Source organism: Ruegeria sp. ABV3_008 (assembly GCF_056161185.1).
On sequence record NZ_JBSWYP010000007.1, the window covers coordinates 54304 to 77538 of the forward strand.

Genomic DNA, 23235 nt, shown 5'->3' on the forward strand with positions numbered 1-23235 from the left:
CTTTCGTGAAATTACTGCGCGGAGCAAAGGCCGATAGGCCGCCGCGCTATCGCCACCCCGCGGTCTGGCGACAGCGCGGCTTGTTACAGCTTCCCACAGGGTTGTGACGTGACAGTTGGCGTCAGGCGGCTAGGCTCCGGCCTATGATTTATCGACTGCTTCTTCTGCTGCTGACCGCTACCCCGGCGCTCGCCATGGGGCCTTGGAAATCCGACTGCCATGGCGATACGGCCTGTAAGGTCGGCGACCGCTCGTACCATGTGCTGGAGCCTGAGGGGTGGGACGGCGAAACGCCTCTGCCCGTATTGCTGCATTTTCACGGCTGGGCGCGGCAGGGGACCGTGGTGGTGAACCATGAACGCATTGCCGGGGCGACCAAGCTGCGGGGCGTATTGCTGGTGGCCCCGAACGGGCTGGGCAAAAGCTGGGATTTCTGGACCTCGGGCACGGGCGATGTGCCCTTTGCCGACCGCGTGTTGCAGGATGTCGCCAAGCGCTATCCAGTTGATCCGGAGCGTATCTATGTCTCGGGCTATTCCTTCGGCGGCGCGATGGCGTGGCGCTATGTGTGCCAGTCGGGCAATGACGTCGCCGCTTTGCTGGCCGTCGCCGGCAGCATTCGCCAGACCGAGGATTGTCCCGAAGCCCCGAGTGAGGCGCGCCATGTCCACGGCCTCAGCGATACGGTGATGGATTTTCCCTATGGCGCGAATGGCGACACGACCTATCCGGTGGCCCTTTGGCGCGCGAAATACGACTGCCACGACGCGACCCCGCGCGGGGATTGGAGCGTGGTGCCAATCCTGACCCTCAGCCGGGTGGAATGGACCGATTGCGCGCAGGGGCAGGTGGTGCTGGATACCCATCCGGGCGGGCATTTCATCCCCCATGGTTGGATCGGACGGCAATTGGACGAGCTTTTGGGCCGCACCCCCACCTATCCGTGACCCGCAGCGCTTGCACCTTGGCGCATTCTTTGTCATTGCCTGTGCCGACTGGATGTTTGCCAAAAAAGGCCCCGAGCAATGAAATTCACTCTGTCCTGGCTGAAAGACCACCTCGACACCGATGCGTCGGTTGAAGAGATCACTGAGGCGCTGACCGATCTTGGCCTTGAGGTCGAAGAGGTCGTGAACCCGGCGGACCGTCTGGCGGGCTTTACCTTGGGCCATGTGAAACATGCCGAGAAACACCCCGACGCTGACAAGCTGCGCGTCTGCACGGTGGCGACGGACGAGGGCGATCTGCAGATCATCTGCGGTGCCCCAAACGCGCGCGAAGGCATAACGGTCGTTGTCTGCAAGCCGGGCATGTATATCCCAGGTCTGGATATCACCATCAGCGTCGGCAAGATCCGGGGCGTTGAGAGCTTTGGCATGATGGCCTCGGAGCGCGAGCTGGAGCTGTCGGATGAGCATGACGGTATCATTGAACTGCCGTCAGGCGAGGTCGGCGACACATTCGTCGACTGGCTGGCCGAGAATGACCCGTCCAAGATCGATCCGATGATCGAGATCGCGATCACCCCCAACCGCCCGGATGCATTGGGTGTCGCGGGGATTGCGCGCGATCTGGCTGCGCGCGGTGTTGGCACGCTGAAAGAGCGCGCCTATGCGCCGGTGCCAGGTGATTTCGACAGCTCCATCAAGGTGACAATTGATGAGGATACGCTGGACGGCGCGCCGCATTTCACAGGCCGTTTGATCCGTGGCGTCAAGAACGGCCCCAGCCCGCAGTGGTTGCAGGATCAGCTGAAGGCAATCGGTCTGCGTCCGATCTCGGCCCTGGTCGATATCACCAACTACATGACCTATGACCAGAACCGCCCGCTGCACGTGTTTGACGCGGACAAGGTGCAGGGCAACCTGCGCGTTCACCGTGCCGAGGGCGGCGAGAAACTGGTGGCGCTGGATGAAAAAGAATACACGCTGCAACCCGGCATGATGGTGATTTCGGACGATAATGGCCCCGAATCCATCGCCGGGATCATGGGCGGTGAGGAAACCGGCTGTACCGAAGAGACAGTGAACGTCTTCCTCGAAAGCGCGTTTTGGGATCACGTGCAGATCGCACTGACCGGTCGTGCACTCAAGATAAACTCGGACGCGCGTTATCGGTTCGAGCGTGGGATCGACCCGGAATATACTCTGGAAGGGTTGGAGCAGGCGACGCAGATGATTCTGGATATCTGCGGCGGTGAGGTCTCCAAAGTGGTCGAGGACGGCAAGGCTCCGAACCATGCGCGGGCATACAAGTTGGATGCAGCGCGTGTGCAGTCTCTGGTCGGGATGGATATTCCCGAAAGCGAGCAGCGCCAGACGCTGACCCGTTTGGGCTTCCGTCTGGAAGGCGAGATGGCGCATGTGCCCAGCTGGCGTCCAGATGTCATGGGTGAGGCCGATCTGGTGGAAGAGGTCGCGCGGATCGCGTCTCTGACCAAGTTGCAGGGCAAGCCCTTGCCGCGCGTGACCGATGGCATTCCCAAGCCCGTAATGACCCCGACACAGCGTCGTCAGTCGATGGCGCGACGTACCTGTGCCGCGTTGGGGTATAACGAATGCGTCTCATATACCTTCATTGATCAGGCCTCGGCTGCGCTGTTCGGCGGCGGAGATGATGCAACGCGTCTGGAAAACCCGATCTCGTCCGAGATGAGCCATATGCGCCCGGACCTGTTGCCCAGCCTGCTGCAAGCGGCGGCGCGTAATCAGGCGCGCGGCTATGCTGACGTGGCCTTGTTCGAGGTCGGCCCGGTCTTCCATGACGGCGAGCCCGGTGATCAAAAGACACAGATTTCCGGCCTGCTTGTTGGCAGCAACGGTCCTAAAGACGTCCACGGCGCGTCTCGCGCTGTTGATCTGTTTGATGCCAAAGCGGATGCCGAGGCGGTTCTGGCCGCAATCGGCGCACCCGCCAAGGTTCAGATTCTGCGCGACGGTGACGCCTGGTGGCATCCGGGTCGTCACGGCAAGATCTGCTTGGGTCCGAAAAAGGTTCTGGGCGTGTTCGGTGAATTGCACCCGCGCATCCTGCACGCGATGGATATCAAAGGTCCGGCGATGGCCTTCACCATCTGGCCGGATGAGGTTCCGCTGCCGCGTAAATCTGGCGCAACCCGCGCCGCGCTGGAACTGCGCGATCTGCAAGCCGTCGAGCGTGACTTTGCCTTTGTGGTCGATGATACTGTCGAAGCTCTGACTTTGGTGAACGCTGCGGCGGGGGCCGACAAGGCTCTGATCGAAGACGTTCGCGTTTTTGATGAGTTCATCGGCGGGAGCCTCGGTGAGGGCAAGAAATCTCTGGCCATCACCGTGCGGTTGCAGCCAAAAGAGGCGACGCTGAAGGAAAAGGATATCGAGGCCGTGGCTGAGAAGATCATCGCCAAGGTGTCAAAAGCCACAGGCGGCGTTCTGCGCGGCTAGGGGTGATCCACCCTCGGTCAGAAGATTTTTAGAAAGATGAAGGGGCGAATGCGCCCCTTTTTCATGGGAGGAAACGCAAGATGTTGAAAGTTTATCTTTCTGGTGAGATTCACACCGATTGGCGCGAGCAGATCATTTCGGGTGCTGAGGGGCTGGATGTCACGTTCAGCAGCCCAGTGACCGATCACGCGGCCAGTGATGATTGTGGTGTCGCCGTCTTGGGCGCAGAGCCGAACAAGTATTGGCACGACCACAAGGGCGCGATGGTGAATGCGATCCGTACGCGCAAGGGGATCTCGGACGCAGACGTTGTGGTTGTCCGGTTTGGCGACAAATACAAGCAGTGGAACGCCGCCTTTGATGCCGGCTACGCCGCCGCTTTGGGCAAGTCGATCATTGTGCTGCACGGCCCCGATCATCAGCACGCGTTGAAAGAGGTCGATGCCGCCGCGCTGGCAGTTGCGGAGGAACCGCGCCAAGTGGTGGAGATCCTGCGCTATGTTCTGACCGGCGCACTGCCGGGCTAGGTTGCGAAAAGGGCTTGCGCGCCGGGATGGTGGCAAGCCCCTTTGGGGTCAGTCGCGTGCGGGTGTCACCAAGCCTTTTTGCACGGCGGGGCGGTCAAGGAACCGATCTAGATAGGCGGTGAGATTGGCGTGGTCATCCCACCCAACGACCTCTTTAGCGCCATAGAAATCCAGCCCGCGCAGCCAAGGCGCGATGGCCATATCTGCGATCGAGTAGTCTCCGGCGATCCAGTCCTGACCCTCGAGTTCCTGGTTCAGGACGTTTAGCAGGCGCTTGGCTTCGGTGATATAGCGCTCGCGCGGGCGGGGGTCTTCGATCTCGCTGCCGGCGAATTTGTAGAAAAAGCCCAATTGTCCGAGCATCGGCCCAAGGCCACCCATCTGGAACATCAGCCATTGCGTGATGCGATGCTTGTCGGTGGCGGATTGACCAATGAATTGCCCGGTTTTCTCGGCCAGATAGAGCAGGATCGCGCCGCTCTCGAACACGCCGATGGGGTTGCCATCCGGGCCATTGGGGTCAATGATCGCGGGGATCTTGTTGTTGGGGTTGAGCGACAGAAACTCGGGGCTTTTGACATCGGCATCGGCCAGGGTAACTTTGTGCGCCTCATAAGGCAGGCCGGTTTCTTCCAACATGATCGAGGCTTTGACCCCGTTGGGTGTCGGGAAGGAATAAAGCTGAAGGCGATCGGGGTGTTGCGGCGGCCATTTGGCCATGATCGGGAAAGAGGCGGTGTCCAGCATGCGAAAGCTCCTGTTCGGGCGGTTCTATTCGAGTTAGGCACGGAGTCGTGTATTTGTCAGCCCCCCAAGCTGTGCAGTGTAGGTCACCCGTTGTTTGCTGGCGAACAATGGGGAAAACTGCCGTAACTCGCACCTAGACCGATTTGCGTTTTTCACTCACAATTCAGCGAGTCCCGCGCGAAAGCCGCGGGATTGATGTTTGAGAAAGGAAATGCGCGTGGATGAAGTTGCAACACAGGTGGGTGCTTTTGCGCCTCTGATCATGAGCGCGGTCAAGGCGCTGATCGTATTGATTTTGGGTTGGATCGTCGCTGGAGCAATCGGTGGCATGGTGCGGCGGCGCATCAACGCGACCCCGCAGATCGACCCGACATTGGGCAATTTCGTGGCCAGCCTCGTCAAATGGGTGATCCTGGCGATGGTTCTGGTCGCTGTTCTCGGGATTTTCGGGATCCAGGCGACAAGCATCGTGGCCATTTTGGGTGCCGCGTCTCTAGCGATTGGTCTAGCGTTGCAGGGGACACTCAGCGATCTGGCAGCTGGTGTGATGCTGGTGGTGTTCCGGCCTTATAAACTGGGCCAGTTTGTTGACATCGGCGGGACAGCTGGGACAGTGAAAGACCTCAACCTGTTCACGACCGAATTGGTGACGCCGGACAATGTGCAGATCATCGTGCCAAACGGGCAATCCTGGGGGTCGATCATCACCAACTACTCGGCGCATGACACGCGCCGTGTGGATTTGGTGTTCGGTATCGACTACGGCGACAGTGCGGATGAGGCGATGAAGATCATTCTGGACGTGGCGAACGCGGATGAGCGTATTCACAAAGACCCCGAGCCTTGGGTGCGTGTGACCAATCTCGGTGACAGTTCGGTCGATCTGACCGCGCGTCTGTGGTGCGCGGCGGCGGACTATTGGGATGTGAAATTCGAGCTGACCAAAGCTGTGAAGGAAGCCTTCGATGCGAAGGGCGTCTCGATCCCCTATCCGCATTCGGTGGAGATCCACAAGGAGGGCTGAACGCTCCCGCCCGTCGCGCGGGCATTGGAAATGCCCTCCTCCTGTTGGGCCAAGCGCCGCACATTTGTGCGGCGCTTTCGTTTTTGCGGATGGGGTTTCAATCAAGACCAACCGCGCCGCGCCAATAGGCGTGGCGCCATGCCCAACGCTGTAAATCGCCTTTCGGCAAAAAGGTGATTTCAGGGGCGGGAGTTGTTACGACTTGATTACTATATTGGGGGAGACAACGTCGATGCCAAGGGCTTTACCAACCGCATAATAGGTCAGTTGCCCGGCGTGAACGTTCAGACCCGCCAGCAGGTGTGGGTCGTCCTGACAGGCCTGTTTCCAACCTTTATCGGCCAGCGCCAGCATGAACGGCATAGTCGCGTTGCCCAAAGCGATGGTCGAGGTCCGGGCCACCGCGCCCGGCATGTTGGCCACGCAATAGTGCATCACACCATCGACCTCGTAGATCGGGTCGGCATGGGTCGTTGCGCGCGAGGTTTCAAAGCAGCCTCCCTGGTCGATAGCCACGTCCACCAGCACCGCACCTGGCTTCATCGTCGACAGCTGCTCTCGACTGATCAGCTTCGGAGCGGCAGCGCCAGGGATCAGAACGGCTCCGATCACCATATCGGCGTCCTGGATCAGTTCAGCCGTCGCGCCAGCCGTCGAGTATTGGTTCTTGAATTGCCCGCCGAAAACGTCGTCCAGATAGCGCAGCCGAGGCAGTGAACGGTCAAGAACCGTCACATCTGCGCCCATACCTGCAGCGATCTTGGCCGCGTGGGTACCAACGACCCCACCACCAATCACGACGACTTTGGCTGGACCTACGCCGGGAACGCCGCCCATCAGCACGCCTCGGCCGCCATTGGCCTTCTGCAGGGTCCACGACCCGACCTGAGGCGCCAGACGGCCCGCAACCTCGGACATGGGCGCCAGCAGAGGAAGACCGCCGCCTGCGTCCGTGACAGTCTCATAGGCGATTGCGGTACAACCCGAGGCCAGCAGGTCGTGGGTCTGATCTGGGTCCGGGGCGAGGTGCAGGTAGGTGAACAGCAACTGGCCTTCGCGCAGCATCTTGCGCTCACCGGCCTGAGGTTCCTTGACCTTCACGATCATGTCGGCCGTGGCAAAAACCTCTTCTGCGGTGCCCACGATGCCCGCGCCAGCGGCGACATAGGCGGCATCGTCAAATCCAGCGCCAATACCGGCACCAGATTCGATCAGCACGTCGTGTCCGCGCGCAACGGCTTCCTGAGCGGCATTGGGCGTCATGCCGACGCGAAATTCCTGGGGTTTGATTTCCTTGGGGCAACCGATTTTCATCTGCACCGTCTCCGTTCATAAACTGCCTAAATTATGTGCAATTCAAGGCGCAATTTTTGTGAAACAAGACGGGGCTTTGTGTTTTTTGTCGGAAGATTTTCGCGTAAACTGCAGAAATCTCGCAAAGGAATTGCAGCAATGAGCCTCGATACGACTGATCGGAAGATACTTTCTGCACTGCAGCGCAATGGTCGGATGTCGAATGCCGAGCTGTCAGAGCAGGCGAACCTGTCCCCCTCGGCCTGTCATCGCCGGGTGCAACGGCTTGAGGCGGACGGCTATATCCGCAACTACGTGGCTTTGCTGGATGCGCGCAAGATGAATGTGCCAACTACTGTCTTTGTCGAGATCACGTTGCAAGGCCAGGCCGAAGAGGTTCTGGACGCGTTCGAAAAGGCGGTTTCGCGCATCCCGGACGTTCTGGAATGCCACCTGATGGCCGGAACTGCTGACTACATCCTGAAAGTGGTGGCCGAAGATACCGAGGATTTCGCCCGGATCCACCGCCAATACCTGTCGCGGCTGCCCAAAGTGGCGCAGATGCAAAGCTCTTTTGCTTTGCGCACGGTGTTCAAGACAACCGCTCTACCGGTTTGAACACCGCCTATTTTCTGCACGCAGAAAGGCAAAGGGCCGCCTTGCGTCAATTCTACGGCTTGTATCCCCGAGGCGGGGCGTCCAAAATTGAAACGACGAGACCCTCGCGCTGCGCCTCTCCCTGATCCCGGTAGCGCGATGTCATCAATTCATCTGATGACATCAGGCGGTTACACAAACCTGCCAGGGTGGGAACCCGAAGAATAATAAGGAGTTGACCTTGGCCTACGAAAACGATGGCGCCCCCAAAGACTGGTTGGAGGCTGAGCTGGAAGATACGCTGGATGAGGACTTCGAGATCGAATTCAGCGAGCCGATGCTGTCGATGGAAGTTCGCAAAATCTATCGGGAACAGCATCCGGACATGCTGGACCGAAAGGTCTATTTTCGAAACCTGCTACGCCTTCAGGCCGAGTTGATCAAGGTGCAGGACTGGGTTCAGCACACGGGTGCCAAGGTCTGTATCCTGTTCGAAGGCCGTGACAGTGCGGGCAAGGGTGGTGTGATCAAGCGGATCACCCAGCGCCTCAATCCGCGGGTGGCGCGTGTGGTCGCCCTACCTGCCCCCAGCCGCCGGGAACAAAGCCAGTGGTATTTCCAGCGCTACGTGCCGCACCTGCCTGCAGCCGGTGAGATCGTTCTGTTCGATCGGTCCTGGTACAACCGTGCAGGCGTAGAGCGGGTGATGGGCTTTGCGACCGAGGATCAGGTCGAACAGTTCTTTCAGGACGTTCCTGAATTTGAGCGTATGTTGGTGCGCTCGGGGATCATCTTGCTGAAATACTGGTTCTCAATCACGGATGAAGAACAGCAACTGCGATTCCTCATGCGCATCCATGATCCGATGAAACAGTGGAAGCTGTCGCCCATGGACCTGGAATCCCGCATCCGCTGGGAATCCTACACTAAGGCCAAGGAAGACATGTTCTTCCGCACCAATATCCCCGAGGCGCCGTGGTACATTGTGGAAGGTAATGACAAGAAACGCGAGCGTCTGAACTGTATCGAGCATCTTCTGACCATGATCCCCTATACGGATGTTCCGCATGAGAGGGTCAATCTGCCCGATCGCCGCTACAATCCGGACTACGAACGCCGCGTTCTGCCCGACGAGCTGCACGTACCCAAGATCTACTGATCGTGTTGTGAGGATGCGAGGCAGCGGACTGCCTCGCATCAGGATGGGCCGTCAGGCGACGTCCATCATGCAATCGAAATTGAAGAAGTTGACGAAGAAGACGTCTCCGGAGTCGTCCGATGCCATCTCCGGGCACGACGTGTCATCCGAGGATGGGTCCATATCGTCGACCATCACCAGATCCAAGTCATCCTCGGGCTCGTCCGGAGTCATGACGTCGTCATTCCAGGCGAATTGATCCAACTGCGTCTGTAGCTGTTGAATGAATGCCTCAATTTCGGCGAGGAAAGCTGCGACGTCGAAACAACCGCTGTCGGGTTCTTCGATCTCGGTGACGTCAGTTTCGGGCTGTTCCGGTTCCGGGTCCTCGGTCTCGGTGACGTCAGTTTCGGGCCGTTTAGGTTCCGGATCTTCGGTCTCGGTGACATCCGTTTCAGGCTGTTCGGGTTCCGGGTCTTCGGTCTCTGTGACGTCGGTCTCGGGCTGTTCAGGTTCTGGATCTTCGGTCTCCGTGACGTCAGTCTCCGGCTGTTCAGGTTCCGGGTCTTCGGTCTCTGTGACGTCAGTTTCCGGCTGTTCAGGTCCCGGATCATCCGTCTCAGTGACATCGGTTTCGGGCTGCTCGGATTCTGGATATTCAGTCTCTGTGACGTCGGTCTCAGGCTGTTCGGGTTCCGGGTCTTCCGTCTCAGTGACATCGGCTACGGGCTGTTCCGGAGTTGGATCTTCGGTTTCGGTCACATCTGTTTCCGGTTCCTCGGGCACTGGATCTTCAGCCGTGGGCGGCGTCCTGGCGGTGTCGTCAATGTCCAGCATGACCTCTGCGTCAGTGGTGGCAAAGTTCTGCGTCACCATGACCGCGTCAAAGCCCTGCATGTCGCCCGTCTCAACGCCGATCCCGATATATTTGAAATCGGGGTTCAGAATGTTGGCCCTGTGGCCGGAGCTGTTCATCAGGTTCTGATGCAGTTGCGCGACATCATCGCTGATGCCTGGGGCGCCGCGCTCGGATTGCCAGGCGATATTCTCGCCCGTGCGCCAGCTGCCTTCCAGATCGAAACCGGCCGACTGCATGCGCTGGGTTGCGCTGGATCCGCCCGATCCGGTGTGGCTGAACCGGTCCGTATTCAGCATCCATGCGCTGTGGTCTTCTGATGACTCGTTAAGCTGTCTTTCAAGTTGCAGGGGGTCCAGACCGCGGGATGTGCGCTCTTGGTTGATGAGCGCCAGCATCTCTCGTTCTACTTCACTTGCTGTAGACATTTTTGCCTCCGTTTTATGCTTTGTCTGAGTGGACGAGCCCAGTTATCGGGGCCACCAAAGACATGAATAGAGAGGCGATGAAAATTGGCGCTTTTCGGCGAGACGATGCAGTCGGACGCAGATTCGCTGCGCTGGAAAACGCCGAGAAAGAGGCGAGACTAAGACTCGGCGAGTTATCGCACTGGTTGTGCAGGGGCGCGGGCAAGAACGCACTTAGAAACGACAAACCCCCGGGCGATGCCTCGGGGGTCGTCAAATAGTGTCATCCAAAGCTGGACGAGCGTCAGGTGCTTAGAGCAAACCTTCGCGCTGTGCTTTCTTACGTGCCAGTTTACGGGCACGACGGATCGCTTCAGCCTTCTCGCGCGCTTTTTTCTCGGACGGTTTCTCGAAATGTTGCTTCAGCTTCATTTCACGGAACACGCCTTCGCGCTGCAGCTTTTTCTTCAGGGCACGAAGCGCCTGATCGACGTTATTGTCGCGAACACTAACCTGCATGTGGTTGTCACCACCTTTCTAGATAGAGTTGCAAGGAAATTGCAGGAGTTGGCCGTATAGCAAAGCCGCTCTATCTTGTCTAGTACTGTGCCCAAGCACCGGAGACCCACCATGACCGTCACATATGAAGACACCAAGCAACAGCTGCTGGACGCGATCCTGATGCATGTTCCGTTCGATGGCTGGTCCGAGGCCAGCTTTCGCGCGGCCGTTGTCGATTGCGATCTGGATGACGGTCTGGCCCGTGCGATCTGCCCGCGCGGCGCGGTCGATCTGGCGCTGGCCTACCACGCGCGGGGCGATCAAGTCATGCTGGACAGAATCAAGTCCACCGACATGAGCGAGCTGAAGTTTCGCGAAAAGGTTGCCGCCGCCGTTCGGTTCCGACTTGAGGCGGTCGAGGACAAGGAGCTGGTGCGCCGGGGCATGACCCTGTTTTCACTGCCCAACCACGCCGCGGACGGGGCCAAGGCCGTTTGGGGCACCTGTGATCTGATCTGGGATGCGCTGGGTGATATGTCGGATGATGTAAATTGGTACACCAAGCGCGCAACCCTTTCGGGGGTCTATTCGTCGACGTTGCTGTTTTGGCTGGGGGATGATTCGCCGGATCACCAGAACAGTTGGGCGTTTCTGGATCGTCGCATCGAAAACGTGATGCAGTTCGAAAAGCTCAAGGCGCAGGTGAACGGCAACCCGCTGCTCAAGCCCTTGCTGGCCGTTCCGAATTGGTTTGCAGCTCAGGTGAAACCTCCGATGAAGATGCGGGCTGATTTGCCCGGGATGTTGAACCCGCGCAAGTAAGCATCTGGGCCTTTGCTTTTTGGCCTGCTAGGCATTGGGCAAAGGAGATTTGCCCATGACCTCGCCCGAAACCCAGACAATGCGTGCCGTCGAAATCACCGAGCCCGGCGGCCCTGATGTCCTGCAACTAACCGAACGACCGATTCCTGAGCCGGCGGCCGGTCAAGTCGTGTTGAAGGTGGCCTATGCCGGTGTCAACCGACCGGACGCGTTGCAGCGCGCGGGGGCCTATGATCCGCCTCCTGGTGCAAGCGATCTGCCGGGGCTTGAAGCCTCGGGCGAAGTGGTTGCCCTTGGCGCGGGTGTTGAGGGGCTCTCGATCGGTGACAAAGTCTGCGCGCTGCTTCCGGGCGGCGGATATGCCGAATATGTCGCCACGCCCGCCGCGCATTGCTTGCCTGTCCCCGATGGCATGGACCTAAAGCAAGCCGCCTGCCTGCCCGAGACCTTTTTCACTGTCTGGTCGAATGTCTTCACACGCGGCGGCCTAAAAGCGGGTGAGCGGTTCCTTGTCCATGGTGGCTCAAGCGGTATTGGGACGACGGCGATCCAACTGGCGAACGCGTTTGGCGCGCGTGTCTTTGCGACGGCGGGCTCGGTTGAGAAATGTGAGGCCTGTTTGAACTTGGGGGCCGAAAAAGCGATTAATTACCGGGATGAGGATTTTGTCGGGGTCATGCGGGCCGAAGGGGGCGCGAACCTGATCCTCGATATGGTTGGCGGTGACTATATCCCGCGCAACGTGAAAGCGCTGGCCGAGGATGGACGTCTGGTTCAGATCGCCTTTTTGCAAGGACCCGTGGCAGAGCTGAACTTTGCCCTGATGATGGTGAAACGCCTAACGCTGACCGGCAGCACCTTGCGGCCGCAAAGCGATCTGGCCAAGGCGAAGATCGCTCAGGACCTGCACGAGGCCGTCTGGCCGCTGCTCTCTGCAGGCAAGGTCGCGCCGGTGATGCACAGCGAATTCCCTCTGGCCGAGGCCGCGGCGGCGCACACGCTCATGGAAAGCTCGCAGCATATTGGCAAGATCGTTCTGAACATCGCGGGCTAGAGACCTTTTGGGTTACGCAACAGCGCGCCGGTAGAGGTGCCATGTTGCGTGGCCCAGAATGGGCATCACGACGATCAGTCCCAGCAGCATCGGGATCGCGCCCAGCACCAGCAAGGTCGCGACGATGAAGCCCCAGCCCATGATGACGCCAGGATTGTGGCGCAGCACGCGAACGGATGTCACAACGGCCACGGGCAGCCCTACCTTACGGTCCAGCAGAAGCGGGAAGCTGACAACGCTGACAGCCAGCGCAATTAGTGCGAAAAAGAACCCCGCAGCAGTGCCGAAGATGACCATTGTCCACCCCGCGCCTGTTGTCAGAACCTCGGTCGCAAACGCGCCCAGAGAGGCAGGCGGTTCAGGGCCGAGCGTCTGCGCATAGACGCTTTGAGCGACCATCAGCCAGACAAGCAGCAGCAGGACTAAATAGAACCCGAGCGCGAGAATGGCCCCGAAGGAGGGCGATCGGAATACGCCGAACGCGTCCAGCCAATGGACCTCTCCGCCTTGTTCGCGCTTGCGGCTGATTTCATATAGGCCAACGGCTGCGATCGGGCCGATCAGGGCAAAGCCTGCGATCAGGGGTGCCAGCAATGGCACCAGATCCATGTTCATTGCAAAGCCCACCATAAACAGCCCGGCGATTGGGTAGATCAGCACAATAAAGATCGCATCCGCGCGGGTTTCCAGAAAGTCCGTGTATCCGGCCCTCAGGCAGTATTTCAGGTCGTTGAATGTGAGTGGCTGCACCATGGGCAGGTGGCGCACGTCCGAGCTGCCCAGGTGCGAGACGCTTTCCGAGACGTGATCGCTGGTTGCTCCAAGGCTTTGGGCCGCCCAGCTGATCGGATTACCGATAGTTTTTGCCATTTTGTTCCCTTCCTTGGCGAGTGGTGCGCCGCAGAATGGATCCGGCTGAGGGTTGCTCGTGGCCGGACCAGCCGGCAACGCCTGCGTTCAGTATAGCACAGTTTTAGAAATTCCCGAATTGCCGCCGCCGCATCGCCCGGATTGTCTTGCCGCGCAAGCGTGTTAGCTTGAGCAAAGGCAAGAGGAGGTCAGAATGCAGCAAACTGCGCGTACAGTTGTCATTGAGGAATTCGGCGGACCTGAGGTCCTACAGATCAAGGACCAGCCTTTAGGCGATCCCGGCCCCGGCGAAGTTCGCATTCGCCACGAGGCTTGCGGGTTGAATTTCATAGATGTCTATCAACGAACGGGCCTCTATCCTCTTGAATTGCCGCATGCGTTGGGCATGGAGGCTGCGGGTGTGATCGAGGCTGTCGGCGAAGGCGTGACGCATTTGCAGCTGGGCCAACGCGCGGCCTATGCCAGCGCTCCGTCCGGCGCCTATTGCGAGGCGCGGGTGATGCCTGCGGCACAGGTATGCCCACTGCCGGATGGCATCCCCTTCGAAATAGCCGCCGGGATGATGTTGAAAGGTCTGACGGTCGAATACCTGTTCCATCGCACCACCCCCTTGAAGCGCGGCGACACGGTTCTGTTTCACGCCGCTGCAGGCGGTGTCGGCCTGATCGCCTGCCAATGGGCGAAATCAGAGGGCATCAAACTGATCGGAACCGCGGGAACGGATGAGAAGTGCAGCCTGGCGCAATTCAACGGCGCGGCCCATTGCATCAACTACCGGACCGAGAACTTTGCCGAACGCGTTGCCGAACTGACCGGCGGCAAGGGTGTCGATGTGGTGATGGATTCCGTCGGCGCCGATACGTTTGACGGTTCATTGGACTGTCTGAAGCCCTTGGGCATGATGATATCCTTCGGCAATGCATCCGGGCCGGTGCCGCCGGTGAATATCGGCATTCTAGGGCAGAAAGGCTCGCTCAAGATCACCCGCCCGACGCTGTTCACGCATATTGCGGACCATGCGGTCTGTCAGGCCATGGCGCGGCGGTTGTTTGGCAAAGTGCAGGGCGGAGAGGTCAAGATCCATATCGACCAGCGCTTCCCTCTGGATCAGATTGCCGAAGCGCACCGCGCGCTAGAGGCGCGGCAAACCACCGGCAGCACAATTTTGGACTTGTAAACGCAAAGACCCGGCGCAGGACGCCGGGTCTGCTCCAGCACAAAACCGGAAAAATCAGAAGCGGTAGGCCGCTCGGATCTGCAGTGTTGTGGCGTCAACATCCACGCTGGACGAGTTGAAGTTGTCAAACTCGTGATAAAGCAACTCGCCTGCGATGCTGACATTAGGGGCCACGATCTGCTCATAGCCTGCGCCGATGAACCAGCCGTCGTCGCTGCCCAGATTGTCGGTGCCAGCATCCGCATAGCCGCCAACGCCGTATAGAAGACCCTGAGGGTTCACCTTGTAGCCAGCACGCACTTTGATCCGCCAGACGTCCTCGACAGTTGCGGGGCCGAGATCGATATTGGTCCAGTCATAGTCAAAGCCGCCGCCCACGACCCAGTCGCCTAGATCGTAGTCATATCCAAGGATGATACCGCCAATCGCGCCATCACCATCGACGCCCGAGACGCTGGTGTCCACGTCGATATAGCCCAATTGCAGACCGCCGTAGAACCCTGTCCAGTTGCCCGAGGATTGGGCCATCGCGGCCCCTGCCGCTAGGGTGGACGCCGCTGTCACAATTGCCAATCTGCCTATCATGTCTTGATCCTTTCATTCCAAATAACCGCGCGCCAATTTGTGGGTCTGGCTACGCATATCCATACTCAAATACGGCCCTGCCTCAGGACCGGATCATCGTTTGTGGCATATTCCGTACTAGGTCTTGGATCGTTCAGGCCGTTTGGCCCGATGTCCGCCCGTTAGACCCGGGCTTGTCTCAATAAGATAGTTAGCGTTTTCAAAGCTTCAAATAAAATGCGGCGGCAGATCACTCTGCCGCCGACGCGTGCTGTCAATTTCAGCGGATTATTGCTGCAGCTCAGCCGGGCTTTTGTCTGCGATGGTTTCCCAGTTGGTGCTGGCTTGCTCGATGAAGCCCGGGATGTCGCCTTCCCAACGTTCTTGGATGTCTTGCGACAGGTTCAGGTACAGTTTGTTGTCGACGATTTTCCAGTGGTTCGGGTCGCCATCGAATTTGAAGCCCATGGCCGCGCCGAAGGCGCAATAGCCGCCATATGCGGGCAGGTAGGCCTCGGGGTTGGCTTCAAATGCCACTTTGTTTTCTTCTGACGAGAAGCGGTACAGAGCGTCGTTGTGCAGGGTGGTGATGCGGTAGTCGCCTTTGGTTGCTTCGCCAGCGGTGAAATAGGCAACCGGGTCATAGCCTTGCATCGCCAGACCAGTCGAGCTTGCGTTGAGTTCAACACCAGCGGCCAAAGTCGAAGTGGCCAGAGCAACAGACAGGGCAACGCCGCCGATCAGAGATTTAAACGTGTTCATAGCTTCACCTTTCGTGAAAGGGCCGCGCGACCTCGCCTGAATTGCGATTTGCGGACCCGGGGATTTTATCTTGTGAGACCGGTAATTGGCCGCCACGGAATGCAGATGGGAGGCGGCTTGATCACGTTCAAAACAATGAATTGTGATTGTGCCACGACACAGAGGCGCTGTGCAAAAATGCGGAATATCAATCAGATATCCGGGATCAGCGCCAACACGAAATCCACCACTTTGCGCGCGGACATTTCACAGGGACGCAGCAGCGCGCCGCTGTTTCGTGTCTGATAGAGGTTCAGGCTGATATAGTCCGTCCCGCCCAATTCATGCGCGACAAGCTTATGGGTTTTTCCCCCGCCAAAACCTGACGTGAGAGGACATAGCGCTTGGTATCTGCTCGGCCAGTGAACGTACCGGTGGGCAGGGCGAAAAATGCCGTCAGAAAGTCTTCTGGCGGGGTCACGATTTCCCGATTTTCGGCTCGGTCCGGGATTTGATGCGGGCGACGTTGTCCTTGTGACGCCAGTAGATCAGGAAGGTCAGGGCAATTCCGAGGATGAATGTCGAACCGTCTGTCAGGGTGATGATCCAAGTGGTCGACAAGGCCGCTGCGGCCAGCGCTCCGGCCGAGGACATGCGCCAGATCGCGACGGAGACCAGCCAGGTCAGACAGCAAGCAACACCGACGCGCCAGTCCAGCGCAAGCCACAGGCCGATGAAGGTTGCAACGCCCTTACCGCCCTTGAAGGCAAGCCAAACAGGCAGGCAGTGGCCGAGAAAGGCCATCAGGGCGGCAATCTGCGCCGCGTCCTCACCTGCATAGGCGCGTGCCAACAGGACTGCCAGCGCTCCTTTGCCGCCATCCAGCAGCAGCGTCAGCGCGGCGGCGGGTTTGCTGCCGGTACGCAGAACATTTGTTGCGCCGATATTGCCTGATCCAATCTGCCGCAGATTACCCAGCCCCATGACGCGCGCGATGATCAGGCCGAAAGGGATCGATCCGATCAGGTATCCCAAGGCCGCCCACAGGGCGAGTACATTCATTGAGCTGTCGAATTCGGGCATCAGGTTCTCCGGTACACGTCTTTGCCGGCCACATAGGTCGCAAGGACCTTACCTTGCATGCGCTGACCGTCAAACGGTGTGTTCTGCGATTTCGATTTCAGGGCAAACCGGTCCAGCACAAAGGGCACATCCGGGTCGAACAGGACCAGATCGGCAGGCGCGCCCGGCTCCATACGCCCGCTGTCCAACCCCAATCGTTTCGCCGGATTCAGCGCCATGGCCCGGAACAGACTGGGCAGATCCAGCTGCCCCGCATGATAGAGGCGCAGGGCTGCGGGCAGGAAGGTTTCCAACGCGACCGCGCCCGAGGCAGCCTCTTCGAACGGCAGACGTTTGCTTTCTTCATCCTGCGGCGTGTGCATCGAGCTGATGATGTCGATCAGGCCGGTGCGCACCGCTTCGATCACGGCTTGCCGGTCATCCTCAGACCGCAGGGGCGGCTTGACCTTGAAGAAGGTGCGATAGTCGGCCACGTCCAGCTCATTCAGCGTCAGATGGTGGATCGAGGTCCCGGCAGTGATGTCCAGCCCGTTGCGCTTGGCGCGCTCCAGCGCAGGCAGGGCGCGGGCGGTGGTGATCTGGTCGGCGTGATAGGCGGCCCCGGTCATCTCTAGCAGGGCAATGTCGCGGTCCAGCCCCATCCGTTCCGCCATCGGCGAGACAGCAGGCAACCCGCGCAGGGCAGCGAACTTGCCGCTCGTGGCGGCGGCCCCTTTGCTCAATCCCGGTTCCTGAGGGTGCGCGATGACCAGCGCGCCGCAGGATTTGGCATAGGTCAGCGCGCGGGAGAATACCTTGGTGTTGGTGATGACATGATCGCAATCGGTGAAGGCGACCGCGCCCGCGTCCTGTAGAAATCCGATCTCAGTCATCTCACGCCCTTCGCGCCCCTTGGTAAGGGCGGCCATGGGCAGGACGTTTACAGGCGCATCCGCTTGCGCCCGCCGAGTGGCAAATTCCAGCGTTTCCGGCGTGTCGACCGCAGGCAAAGTGTCCGGACGAGTGACGATGGTGGTCACACCGCCCGCAGCGGCGGCCAGACCGGCGGATTTGTAGCTTTCCTTGTGCCGTTCACCCGGTTCGCACACCTTGACGCCGATATCGACAATACCGGGGGCGAGGCATTTGCCGTCGCAGTCGATGACCTCTGCGTTGATGGCAGGGGCGTTTCCGCCCCCCAGCGCCACGATGTGTCCGTTTTCGGCGTGTAGCCAGCCCAAGCTGTCCGTACCGGTTTCCGGGTTGATCAAGCGGGCATTTGTGAAAACGACAGAAGTCATGCTGAGGCCTCTCGGGCTTGGTTCAAGGCCGCCAAAGCGGCATCAGGGTCGGACAGGTATTCGAATACAAGAAACAGGCGGCGTGAAAACACCACGTTCTGACCGCTGCGATGGTAGTTCAACGCGTGGTCGATAGGGACGTTTTTGGGCTTGAAGATCTTGCTGATCCACCAAGCGTTGCGGGTGGTCACCACATAGATACGACTCCTGCGCAGCAGGCGGTCGTACCACATGAGGAACGCAACGAACCCCGTGGACCCGATGAGTTTCCAATAATCGCGCAAGGTGTCGGCGAACCACGGGCTGGCCAGCCATGCCAGACCGAGGCTTAGGATCAAAATCCGGTAAGCCCATCCCACATGAGGTGGGAAATACCCCTGATGCGGTTGCCCGGTCCAGAGGACCTCTTCACCCTCAGGGATATGGGGTCGCCACCACCCGTCACTCATCCCGCGGCCCTTTCGATGGCGGCCTTGGTGGCGGCGGGGTTCGCCTGATACTTGATGAGGTGCTTGTCACCGCCCCGTGTCACAACCTGAACAAAGCTGCCCATCGTATTGACGGCTTCGATCTGGTTCAGCGCGACGACCCGAGGGCCGGGGCCGGTGAGGGTGGTGTCAGACAATTCCCACGTATTGTTCAGCTCTTCGGAGGCCAGATACCAGGCGCGAAACCCGATAGCGGCCAGCCCGGCTGGCGCGCCGGTCCAGACATAGGGGTTGCCAATCAACCACAGCACCAGCATCGCGCCCGCCATTGCAATGGCGGCGAGGGTCAGGTTGGTCTGGATATAGGCGCGTTTGTCCGGGGTGAAGGTCACAGGATCAGCCATAGGGCACCTCCGATAACAAGCAGGGCGAGAACCGCCATCAGGGCCGATCCAACACGGCGAGGGGCATCATTGTCGATGGGCGCCTGCGGGGCCGAAAACGGCTTGGCGCTTTCAGTTTCTATCGCACCGCCGGTCCAGTTCGTGGCCTCTTCGGTGAACAGACCCAGCAAATGCAGACGAGGATCAGGGTTCAGCTGCGCGGAGCACCCACCAAAGGCCGCACTGCGGACGACCATGACCCAGCCTTCGATGGCTTCAAGCATGCTGCGATCCAGTTGATCCTCGGACACGCCTCCGCCCTCGTGCAGGTAGCCATAAAGCCCAAGGTCTTCGAGATCGGAGACCGGGAAAATGTCAATTTGATCCGGGTCCAGACCATCGACACCCAGAACCTGATCGGCCGCACCGGGTTCGCGCAGGAACTTGGCCTCTTCCGGGCGCATGTCCAGCGCGAACAGGCGGATCACGCCGTGTTCCTGGGGGGCGACAGTCAGATCGCTCATGCGACCTCGCGCAGGTTGCGGGCCAGAAGCTCCATCGCGGCCATGCGGACGGCGACGCCCATTTCGACCTGTTCCTGAATGACCGAGCGGTTGATGTCGTCGGCCAGCGTGCCGTCGATCTCAACCCCGCGGTTCATCGGTCCGGGGTGCATGACAATCGCATCGGGCTTGGCCTGCGCCAGTTTGGCGGCGTCCAACCCGTAGCGGTGATAATATTCGCGCTCTGAGGGGATGAAGCCGCCATCCATCCGCTCTTTCTGAAGGCGCAGCATCATAACGACGTCGACGTCTTTGAGGCCCTGGTTCATGTCGTCATAGATTTCGGCCCCGAACTCGGCGAATTGCGAGGGGACCAGCGTCGGCGGGCCGATCAGGCGGATGCGGTTCTCCATCTTGCCCAGCAGGATCAGGTTCGACCGCGCCACGCGGGAATGTGCAACGTCGCCGCAGATCGCGATGTTCAGGCGATGCAACCGACCCTTCGCCCGGCGTATCGTCAGCGCATCCAGCAAGGCCTGTGTCGGGTGTTCGTGCCGCCCGTCGCCCGCGTTCAGAACCGCGCAATTCACCTTCTGCGCCAGCAGGTCCACGGCCCCGGAATGCGGATGCCGAACCACCAACAGGTCGGGATGCATCGCGTTCAGCGTCATGGCGGTGTCGATCAGCGTCTCGCCCTTTTTGATCGAGCTGGCCTGCATCGCCATGTTCATCACGTCCGCGCCCAACCGCTTGCCCGCCAGTTCGAAACTGGCCTGGGTACGGGTCGAGTTCTCAAAGAACATATTGATCTGCGTCAGCCCCGACAGCACGTCTGAATGCTTGGTCGATTGCCGGTTCAGGTCGACGTATTTTTCGGCCAGATCCAGAATGGCGGTGATATCGGATTGCGACAGATGCTCGATGCCAAGAAGGTGACGATGGGCAAAACGCATGGCGGGCTCCTGTCTGACAATCGGACCGCTTATAGAAAGCCACGCGGGCAGAGGCAACCTAAAGCGTTTCGGGTTTTATCTGAATCACTCTACGACGCGAATGTCCCGAGAACGCCGCAAGCGTGGCAGGGTATTCGTGTCTCAAGTTAAACCCGAAACGCTCTATGGTTCCGACCCTTCGGGCAGTTTCTCGCACCCGCCTTCGGGCAGGCATTGCTCGCCGGGTTTGCACCACTTGCCATAGCCACAATCGATGGCCTTGATCGGCACGCATCCCTGATGTTCCGAGCATTTGAAGCCGGGGCGGCATTGCGATCCGGTTTCCTCGCACAAGAACCATCCGGGACGCGTGCATCCGCCCCCCGGCAGGCACGACGACCCGCGCGCGCAGGTCAGGCCGTCATCGCATATCTGCGGCGGGTCAAGGGCCTCAGGCGCGCTGGGGTTGAAATCTGGTATGGTTTTTTCACATTGGCCGCGCGCACTGCAAAAGCTGCCTGAGGGGCAATCCAGACTTGAGGTGCAGGCGTTTGCCCCAGCAGGCGCACAGCGCGTGCCACCCGCGACGCAGCGCTCGAACGCGCCACAGCTGCGCCCGCCACCGCAATAAGTTCCGCCCAGGGGAATGCAGTGGCCATCAAAGCTGCACCTCTGCCCGCCCGAGCAGCACCGGCTGCCGCAGGCAAACTGACCCGCGCGGCATTGATCCGCCCCGCCAAGCAACTGGGCCGAGGCGGGTTCGCCGCCGAGGGCAAGCGCCAGAGCTACCAGAAGGAATCGCAGAAAAGACAGCATGACGCCCGCATGGTCGGTCTGTCCCGGTGCCGAGGCAAGGTCTATTCGCTTTCCCTCAGGCAAAAGCTGGTTAGATTGAGGGCATGGAATCGGGCTTGGACTATCACACGGCAAAGGCGCTGCTGGAATGGCAGATCGAACTGGGCGCGACCGAGGCGATCGGGGACGCGCCGATTGATCGCTATGCCTTGCCGGATACGACGCCCAAGGCGAAGAAGCCTGCAACCCCGCAAGCCGCGCCGGAAAAGCCCAAACAGGTCGATCCGGTGGCGATTGCCAAAACTGCCGCCCAAGGTGCCGGGTCTCTGGACCAGCTGCGCGCGGTGATGGAGGCGTTCGATCATTGTGAGCTGAAGCGCGGCGCGCGGCAGTTGGTCTTTGCCGATGGTACTCCGGGTGCGCGGGTGATGATCATTGGCGAGGCTCCGGGTCGGGATGAGGATCGCGAAGGCAAACCCTTTGTTGGTCGGGCCGGGCAGCTTTTGGACCGTATGTTGGCCGCGATTGATCTGGACCGCGCGCATGATGTCTACATCACCAATGTTCTTCCCTGGCGCCCACCGCAGAACCGCGACCCTAAACCCGAAGAGATTGGCATGATGAAGCCGTTCTTGGAACGTCACGTGGGGCTGGCCAAGCCCGAGGTGCTTGTGGTGATGGGCAATATCAGCTGTCAGGCGGTTTTGGGCAAACGCGGCATCACACGCTTGCGCGGGAATTGGGATCAGGCGCTGGACCTGCCCGTCATCCCGATGTTCCACCCCGCCTACCTGCTGCGACAACCGCAGATGAAACGACAGGCCTGGGCTGATTTGCTCGAGCTGAAAGCGCGCCTGGGGGCCGGGTGATGCGTATCCTGGCGTTCTCGGACCTTCATATGGCACGCAACCGGGCGGCTGATCTCGTCGCCGCCAGCGCCGATGCGGATTTGGTGATCGGGGCCGGAGACTATTGCAACATGCGGCAGGGGCTGGATGAAGCGATGCAGATGCTTTCTGGCATTGCCGCACCGCTGGTTCTAATCCCGGGCAATGCCGAAAGCGCGGCTGAGTTGACAGACGCGGCCCCCGAGGGGGTCCACGTGCTGCACGGAGCAGGGATGACAGTTGACGGGTTGCGTCTGTTTGGTTTGGGCTACGGCGTGCCGGTCACGCCGTTTGGAGACTGGTCCTGTGACCTGAGCGAGGCCGAAGCCGCAGAGATGCTGGACCGTTGCGATGGGACGGATGTGCTGGTTGTTCACTCTCCGCCCAAGGGGTTTGGCGATACTACGTCACAGGGGATGTCCGTCGGATCGGTCGCGGTGCGCGATGCGGTCGAGCGCCTGAAACCGGAACTGGTCTTTTGTGGGCATATCCACGATAGCTGGGGCTATCGCGGGTCATTGGGTCGTTCAGAAATCGCCAATCTTGGCCCCAGAACAAATTGGTTTGAGGTTGCGATATGATCGAAACCGTTACTCTGCTGGCCTTTGTCCCTGCCGCGATGTTTCTGAATCTCACACCCGGCGCGGATATGATGTTCTGCTTCGGGCAGGGCCTGAAATCCGGACCCCGTCCGGCGCTGGTGGCAAGCGCCGGGATATCGCTGGGTTTGACGGTGCATGTCCTGCTGGCAGGGCTGGGCCTTGGAGCCTTGGTCAATTCGATGCCATGGCTGTTTGATGTCATCCGCTGGATGGGTGTTGCTTATCTGCTGTATCTGGCCTGGGGCGCAATCCGCAACGGAGCGGTCTCGACCGAAGGGCCAGCAAGGCCGACGCGCATGGCGTTCCGAGACGGGATGGTGGTCAACCTGACAAACCCCAAGATCATTCTGTTCGTTCTGGCCTTTATCCCTCAATTTGTTGATCCCGCGGCGGGCTCGATCCTAGGGCAATTCATGATCTTTGGCGCGATCATCGCATTGGGTGGTTTTGTCGTGAACGGATTGGTTGGCGTGTTCGCTGGCGGTGCCGGCCGGTTGCTGATCGGAAATCCACGCGCCTCGCGCATTATGGGATGGGTGACGGGCGGGATTTTCACCGCGCTCGCGCTGCGGCTTGCTATCATGGAAAGGGCTTGACGCCTC

Annotated in this window: 27 protein-coding genes; 12 read left to right on the forward strand and 15 right to left on the reverse strand. The window is 59.7% G+C overall.

Going from position 1 to position 23235, the window contains the following annotated elements; all coding sequences use genetic code 11:
• The first annotated feature begins 143 nt into the window (after positions 1 to 143).
• The 3 genes from ACXAH8_RS13330 (at position 144) to ACXAH8_RS13340 (ending at position 3949) form a co-directional block, all read left to right on the forward strand.
• Entirely contained in the window at positions 144 to 947 is an 804-nt protein-coding gene (locus ACXAH8_RS13330) for a CE1 family esterase (RefSeq protein WP_475219139.1), read from the forward strand.
• A gap of 78 nt (positions 948 to 1025) precedes the next feature.
• The gene (pheT, locus tag ACXAH8_RS13335) at positions 1026 to 3422 is read left to right on the forward strand and encodes a phenylalanine--tRNA ligase subunit beta (RefSeq protein WP_475219141.1); all 2397 of its coding nucleotides are present in this window, start codon (positions 1026 to 1028) and stop codon (positions 3420 to 3422) included.
• An 80-nt stretch (positions 3423 to 3502) separates the two neighbouring features.
• Positions 3503 to 3949 (forward strand): YtoQ family protein, encoded by a 447-nt coding sequence (locus ACXAH8_RS13340; RefSeq protein WP_170379140.1) that lies wholly within the window; start codon positions 3503 to 3505, stop codon positions 3947 to 3949.
• 48 nt (positions 3950 to 3997) lie between these two features.
• Here ACXAH8_RS13340 and ACXAH8_RS13345 read toward each other — a convergent pair whose 3' ends face one another.
• Complete coding sequence (locus ACXAH8_RS13345) at positions 3998 to 4696, reverse strand: glutathione S-transferase N-terminal domain-containing protein (RefSeq protein ID WP_475219144.1); 699 nt, start codon at positions 4694 to 4696, stop codon at positions 3998 to 4000.
• A 211-nt stretch (positions 4697 to 4907) separates the two neighbouring features.
• Here ACXAH8_RS13345 and ACXAH8_RS13350 point away from each other — a divergent pair, with 211 nt between their 5' ends.
• Positions 4908 to 5720, forward strand: a complete 813-nt coding sequence (locus tag ACXAH8_RS13350) for a mechanosensitive ion channel family protein (protein WP_475219146.1) — start codon at positions 4908 to 4910, stop codon at positions 5718 to 5720.
• A 195-nt stretch (positions 5721 to 5915) separates the two neighbouring features.
• Here ACXAH8_RS13350 and ald read toward each other — a convergent pair whose 3' ends face one another.
• Complete coding sequence (gene ald, locus ACXAH8_RS13355; protein ID WP_475219148.1) at positions 5916 to 7034, reverse strand: alanine dehydrogenase; 1119 nt, start codon at positions 7032 to 7034, stop codon at positions 5916 to 5918.
• Between the two features lie 138 nt (positions 7035 to 7172).
• Here ald and ACXAH8_RS13360 point away from each other — a divergent pair, with 138 nt between their 5' ends.
• Positions 7173 to 7631: an Lrp/AsnC family transcriptional regulator gene (locus ACXAH8_RS13360; protein ID WP_170462590.1), complete on the forward strand. Its 459-nt coding sequence runs from the start codon at positions 7173 to 7175 to the stop codon at positions 7629 to 7631.
• 220 nt (positions 7632 to 7851) lie between these two features.
• Positions 7852 to 8769 carry a polyphosphate kinase 2 gene (ppk2, locus tag ACXAH8_RS13365; RefSeq protein WP_170379135.1) on the forward strand — a complete coding sequence of 306 codons (918 nt, stop codon included), beginning with the start codon at positions 7852 to 7854 and terminating at the stop codon, positions 8767 to 8769.
• A gap of 51 nt (positions 8770 to 8820) precedes the next feature.
• On the opposite strand, the gene ACXAH8_RS13370 is transcribed toward ppk2, so the two are convergent.
• Together ACXAH8_RS13370 and rpsU are read right to left on the reverse strand one after the other, a co-directional pair.
• On the reverse strand, positions 8821 to 10032 hold the full coding sequence (locus ACXAH8_RS13370; protein WP_475219150.1) for a CAP domain-containing protein: 1212 nt from the start codon (positions 10030 to 10032) through the stop codon (positions 8821 to 8823).
• A gap of 291 nt (positions 10033 to 10323) precedes the next feature.
• Positions 10324 to 10530: a 30S ribosomal protein S21 gene (rpsU, locus tag ACXAH8_RS13375; RefSeq protein WP_005614280.1), complete on the reverse strand. Its 207-nt coding sequence runs from the start codon at positions 10528 to 10530 to the stop codon at positions 10324 to 10326.
• A gap of 111 nt (positions 10531 to 10641) precedes the next feature.
• Between rpsU and ACXAH8_RS13380 the strand changes: the two genes are divergently transcribed.
• Together ACXAH8_RS13380 and ACXAH8_RS13385 are read left to right on the forward strand one after the other, a co-directional pair.
• The gene (locus ACXAH8_RS13380) at positions 10642 to 11334 is read left to right on the forward strand and encodes a COQ9 family protein (protein ID WP_475219152.1); all 693 of its coding nucleotides are present in this window, start codon (positions 10642 to 10644) and stop codon (positions 11332 to 11334) included.
• A 55-nt stretch (positions 11335 to 11389) separates the two neighbouring features.
• Positions 11390 to 12388, forward strand: coding sequence for an NAD(P)H-quinone oxidoreductase (locus ACXAH8_RS13385; RefSeq protein WP_475219155.1), 999 nt, complete (start codon positions 11390 to 11392; stop codon positions 12386 to 12388).
• 12 nt (positions 12389 to 12400) lie between these two features.
• Here ACXAH8_RS13385 and ACXAH8_RS13390 read toward each other — a convergent pair whose 3' ends face one another.
• Complete coding sequence (locus tag ACXAH8_RS13390; RefSeq protein ID WP_475219157.1) at positions 12401 to 13258, reverse strand: DUF2189 domain-containing protein; 858 nt, start codon at positions 13256 to 13258, stop codon at positions 12401 to 12403.
• A 193-nt stretch (positions 13259 to 13451) separates the two neighbouring features.
• Between ACXAH8_RS13390 and ACXAH8_RS13395 the strand changes: the two genes are divergently transcribed.
• Positions 13452 to 14435 carry a quinone oxidoreductase family protein gene (locus tag ACXAH8_RS13395; RefSeq protein WP_475219160.1) on the forward strand — a complete coding sequence of 328 codons (984 nt, stop codon included), beginning with the start codon at positions 13452 to 13454 and terminating at the stop codon, positions 14433 to 14435.
• A gap of 54 nt (positions 14436 to 14489) precedes the next feature.
• Here the strand turns inward: ACXAH8_RS13395 and ACXAH8_RS13400 are convergent, their stop codons facing one another.
• The 10 genes from ACXAH8_RS13400 to ACXAH8_RS13445 form a co-directional block, all read right to left on the reverse strand.
• Positions 14490 to 15020, reverse strand: coding sequence for a porin family protein (locus ACXAH8_RS13400; RefSeq protein ID WP_170639852.1), 531 nt, complete (start codon positions 15018 to 15020; stop codon positions 14490 to 14492).
• Between the two features lie 267 nt (positions 15021 to 15287).
• A complete protein-coding gene (locus ACXAH8_RS13405) occupies positions 15288 to 15761 on the reverse strand; it encodes a YHS domain-containing (seleno)protein (RefSeq protein WP_170553758.1) in 474 nt (157 codons plus the stop codon).
• 191 nt (positions 15762 to 15952) lie between these two features.
• A complete protein-coding gene (locus ACXAH8_RS13410; RefSeq protein WP_475219165.1) occupies positions 15953 to 16081 on the reverse strand; it encodes a hypothetical protein in 129 nt (42 codons plus the stop codon).
• Between the two features lie 136 nt (positions 16082 to 16217).
• Entirely contained in the window at positions 16218 to 16823 is a 606-nt protein-coding gene (gene plsY, locus ACXAH8_RS13415) for a glycerol-3-phosphate 1-O-acyltransferase PlsY (protein WP_170721334.1), read from the reverse strand.
• The gene (pyrC, locus tag ACXAH8_RS13420) at positions 16823 to 18103 is read right to left on the reverse strand and encodes a dihydroorotase (protein ID WP_475219167.1); all 1281 of its coding nucleotides are present in this window, start codon (positions 18101 to 18103) and stop codon (positions 16823 to 16825) included. Before pyrC ends, plsY begins: the two co-directional genes overlap by 1 nt.
• On the reverse strand, positions 18100 to 18552 hold the full coding sequence (locus ACXAH8_RS13425; protein WP_170666774.1) for a hypothetical protein: 453 nt from the start codon (positions 18550 to 18552) through the stop codon (positions 18100 to 18102). The genes pyrC and ACXAH8_RS13425 overlap by 4 nt, the downstream gene beginning before the upstream one ends.
• Positions 18549 to 18935 carry a hypothetical protein gene (locus tag ACXAH8_RS13430; protein WP_170480953.1) on the reverse strand — a complete coding sequence of 129 codons (387 nt, stop codon included), beginning with the start codon at positions 18933 to 18935 and terminating at the stop codon, positions 18549 to 18551. The genes ACXAH8_RS13425 and ACXAH8_RS13430 overlap by 4 nt, the downstream gene beginning before the upstream one ends.
• On the reverse strand, positions 18920 to 19438 hold the full coding sequence (locus ACXAH8_RS13435; RefSeq protein WP_475219170.1) for a hypothetical protein: 519 nt from the start codon (positions 19436 to 19438) through the stop codon (positions 18920 to 18922). Before ACXAH8_RS13435 ends, ACXAH8_RS13430 begins: the two co-directional genes overlap by 16 nt.
• Positions 19435 to 20370 (reverse strand): aspartate carbamoyltransferase catalytic subunit, encoded by a 936-nt coding sequence (locus ACXAH8_RS13440; protein WP_475219173.1) that lies wholly within the window; start codon positions 20368 to 20370, stop codon positions 19435 to 19437. Before ACXAH8_RS13440 ends, ACXAH8_RS13435 begins: the two co-directional genes overlap by 4 nt.
• A 162-nt stretch (positions 20371 to 20532) precedes the next feature.
• Complete coding sequence (locus ACXAH8_RS13445) at positions 20533 to 21165, reverse strand: scavenger receptor class F, member 2 (protein ID WP_475219175.1); 633 nt, start codon at positions 21163 to 21165, stop codon at positions 20533 to 20535.
• A gap of 83 nt (positions 21166 to 21248) precedes the next feature.
• Between ACXAH8_RS13445 and ACXAH8_RS13450 the strand changes: the two genes are divergently transcribed.
• From ACXAH8_RS13450 to ACXAH8_RS13460, 3 genes are read left to right on the forward strand one after another with little or no spacing between them, the layout of a single operon-like run.
• Entirely contained in the window at positions 21249 to 22013 is a 765-nt protein-coding gene (locus tag ACXAH8_RS13450) for a uracil-DNA glycosylase (protein WP_475219177.1), read from the forward strand.
• Positions 22013 to 22612 (forward strand): metallophosphoesterase family protein, encoded by a 600-nt coding sequence (locus ACXAH8_RS13455; protein WP_475219179.1) that lies wholly within the window; start codon positions 22013 to 22015, stop codon positions 22610 to 22612. Before ACXAH8_RS13450 ends, ACXAH8_RS13455 begins: the two co-directional genes overlap by 1 nt.
• Positions 22609 to 23229: a LysE family translocator gene (locus tag ACXAH8_RS13460; RefSeq protein ID WP_475219181.1), complete on the forward strand. Its 621-nt coding sequence runs from the start codon at positions 22609 to 22611 to the stop codon at positions 23227 to 23229. The genes ACXAH8_RS13455 and ACXAH8_RS13460 overlap by 4 nt, the downstream gene beginning before the upstream one ends.
• Positions 23230 to 23235 lie beyond the last annotated feature (6 nt).

Coding starts and splice junctions, on each gene's coding strand:
- ACXAH8_RS13425 (WP_170666774.1), bottom strand. CDS start 18,552: ATGAGTGACGGGTGGTGGCGACCCCATATCCCTGAGGGTGAAGAGGTC.
- ACXAH8_RS13435 (WP_475219170.1), bottom strand. CDS start 19,438: ATGAGCGATCTGACTGTCGCCCCCCAGGAACACGGCGTGATCCGCCTG.
- ACXAH8_RS13450 (WP_475219177.1), top strand. CDS start 21,249: ATGGAATCGGGCTTGGACTATCACACGGCAAAGGCGCTGCTGGAATGG.
- ACXAH8_RS13455 (WP_475219179.1), top strand. CDS start 22,013: ATGCGTATCCTGGCGTTCTCGGACCTTCATATGGCACGCAACCGGGCG.
- ACXAH8_RS13445 (WP_475219175.1), bottom strand. CDS start 21,165: ATGCTGTCTTTTCTGCGATTCCTTCTGGTAGCTCTGGCGCTTGCCCTC.
- plsY (WP_170721334.1), bottom strand. CDS start 16,823: ATGCCCGAATTCGACAGCTCAATGAATGTACTCGCCCTGTGGGCGGCC.
- pyrC (WP_475219167.1), bottom strand. CDS start 18,103: ATGACTTCTGTCGTTTTCACAAATGCCCGCTTGATCAACCCGGAAACC.
- ACXAH8_RS13345 (WP_475219144.1), bottom strand. CDS start 4,696: ATGCTGGACACCGCCTCTTTCCCGATCATGGCCAAATGGCCGCCGCAA.
- ACXAH8_RS13405 (WP_170553758.1), bottom strand. CDS start 15,761: ATGAACACGTTTAAATCTCTGATCGGCGGCGTTGCCCTGTCTGTTGCT.
- ACXAH8_RS13360 (WP_170462590.1), top strand. CDS start 7,173: ATGAGCCTCGATACGACTGATCGGAAGATACTTTCTGCACTGCAGCGC.
- ACXAH8_RS13385 (WP_475219155.1), top strand. CDS start 11,390: ATGACCTCGCCCGAAACCCAGACAATGCGTGCCGTCGAAATCACCGAG.
- ACXAH8_RS13350 (WP_475219146.1), top strand. CDS start 4,908: ATGCGCGTGGATGAAGTTGCAACACAGGTGGGTGCTTTTGCGCCTCTG.
- pheT (WP_475219141.1), top strand. CDS start 1,026: ATGAAATTCACTCTGTCCTGGCTGAAAGACCACCTCGACACCGATGCG.
- ald (WP_475219148.1), bottom strand. CDS start 7,034: ATGAAAATCGGTTGCCCCAAGGAAATCAAACCCCAGGAATTTCGCGTC.
- ACXAH8_RS13390 (WP_475219157.1), bottom strand. CDS start 13,258: ATGGCAAAAACTATCGGTAATCCGATCAGCTGGGCGGCCCAAAGCCTT.
- ACXAH8_RS13400 (WP_170639852.1), bottom strand. CDS start 15,020: ATGATAGGCAGATTGGCAATTGTGACAGCGGCGTCCACCCTAGCGGCA.
- ACXAH8_RS13370 (WP_475219150.1), bottom strand. CDS start 10,032: ATGTCTACAGCAAGTGAAGTAGAACGAGAGATGCTGGCGCTCATCAAC.
- ACXAH8_RS13460 (WP_475219181.1), top strand. CDS start 22,609: ATGATCGAAACCGTTACTCTGCTGGCCTTTGTCCCTGCCGCGATGTTT.
- ACXAH8_RS13395 (WP_475219160.1), top strand. CDS start 13,452: ATGCAGCAAACTGCGCGTACAGTTGTCATTGAGGAATTCGGCGGACCT.
- ACXAH8_RS13340 (WP_170379140.1), top strand. CDS start 3,503: ATGTTGAAAGTTTATCTTTCTGGTGAGATTCACACCGATTGGCGCGAG.
- ACXAH8_RS13430 (WP_170480953.1), bottom strand. CDS start 18,935: ATGGCTGATCCTGTGACCTTCACCCCGGACAAACGCGCCTATATCCAG.
- rpsU (WP_005614280.1), bottom strand. CDS start 10,530: ATGCAGGTTAGTGTTCGCGACAATAACGTCGATCAGGCGCTTCGTGCC.
- ACXAH8_RS13380 (WP_475219152.1), top strand. CDS start 10,642: ATGACCGTCACATATGAAGACACCAAGCAACAGCTGCTGGACGCGATC.
- ACXAH8_RS13440 (WP_475219173.1), bottom strand. CDS start 20,370: ATGCGTTTTGCCCATCGTCACCTTCTTGGCATCGAGCATCTGTCGCAA.
- ACXAH8_RS13330 (WP_475219139.1), top strand. CDS start 144: ATGATTTATCGACTGCTTCTTCTGCTGCTGACCGCTACCCCGGCGCTC.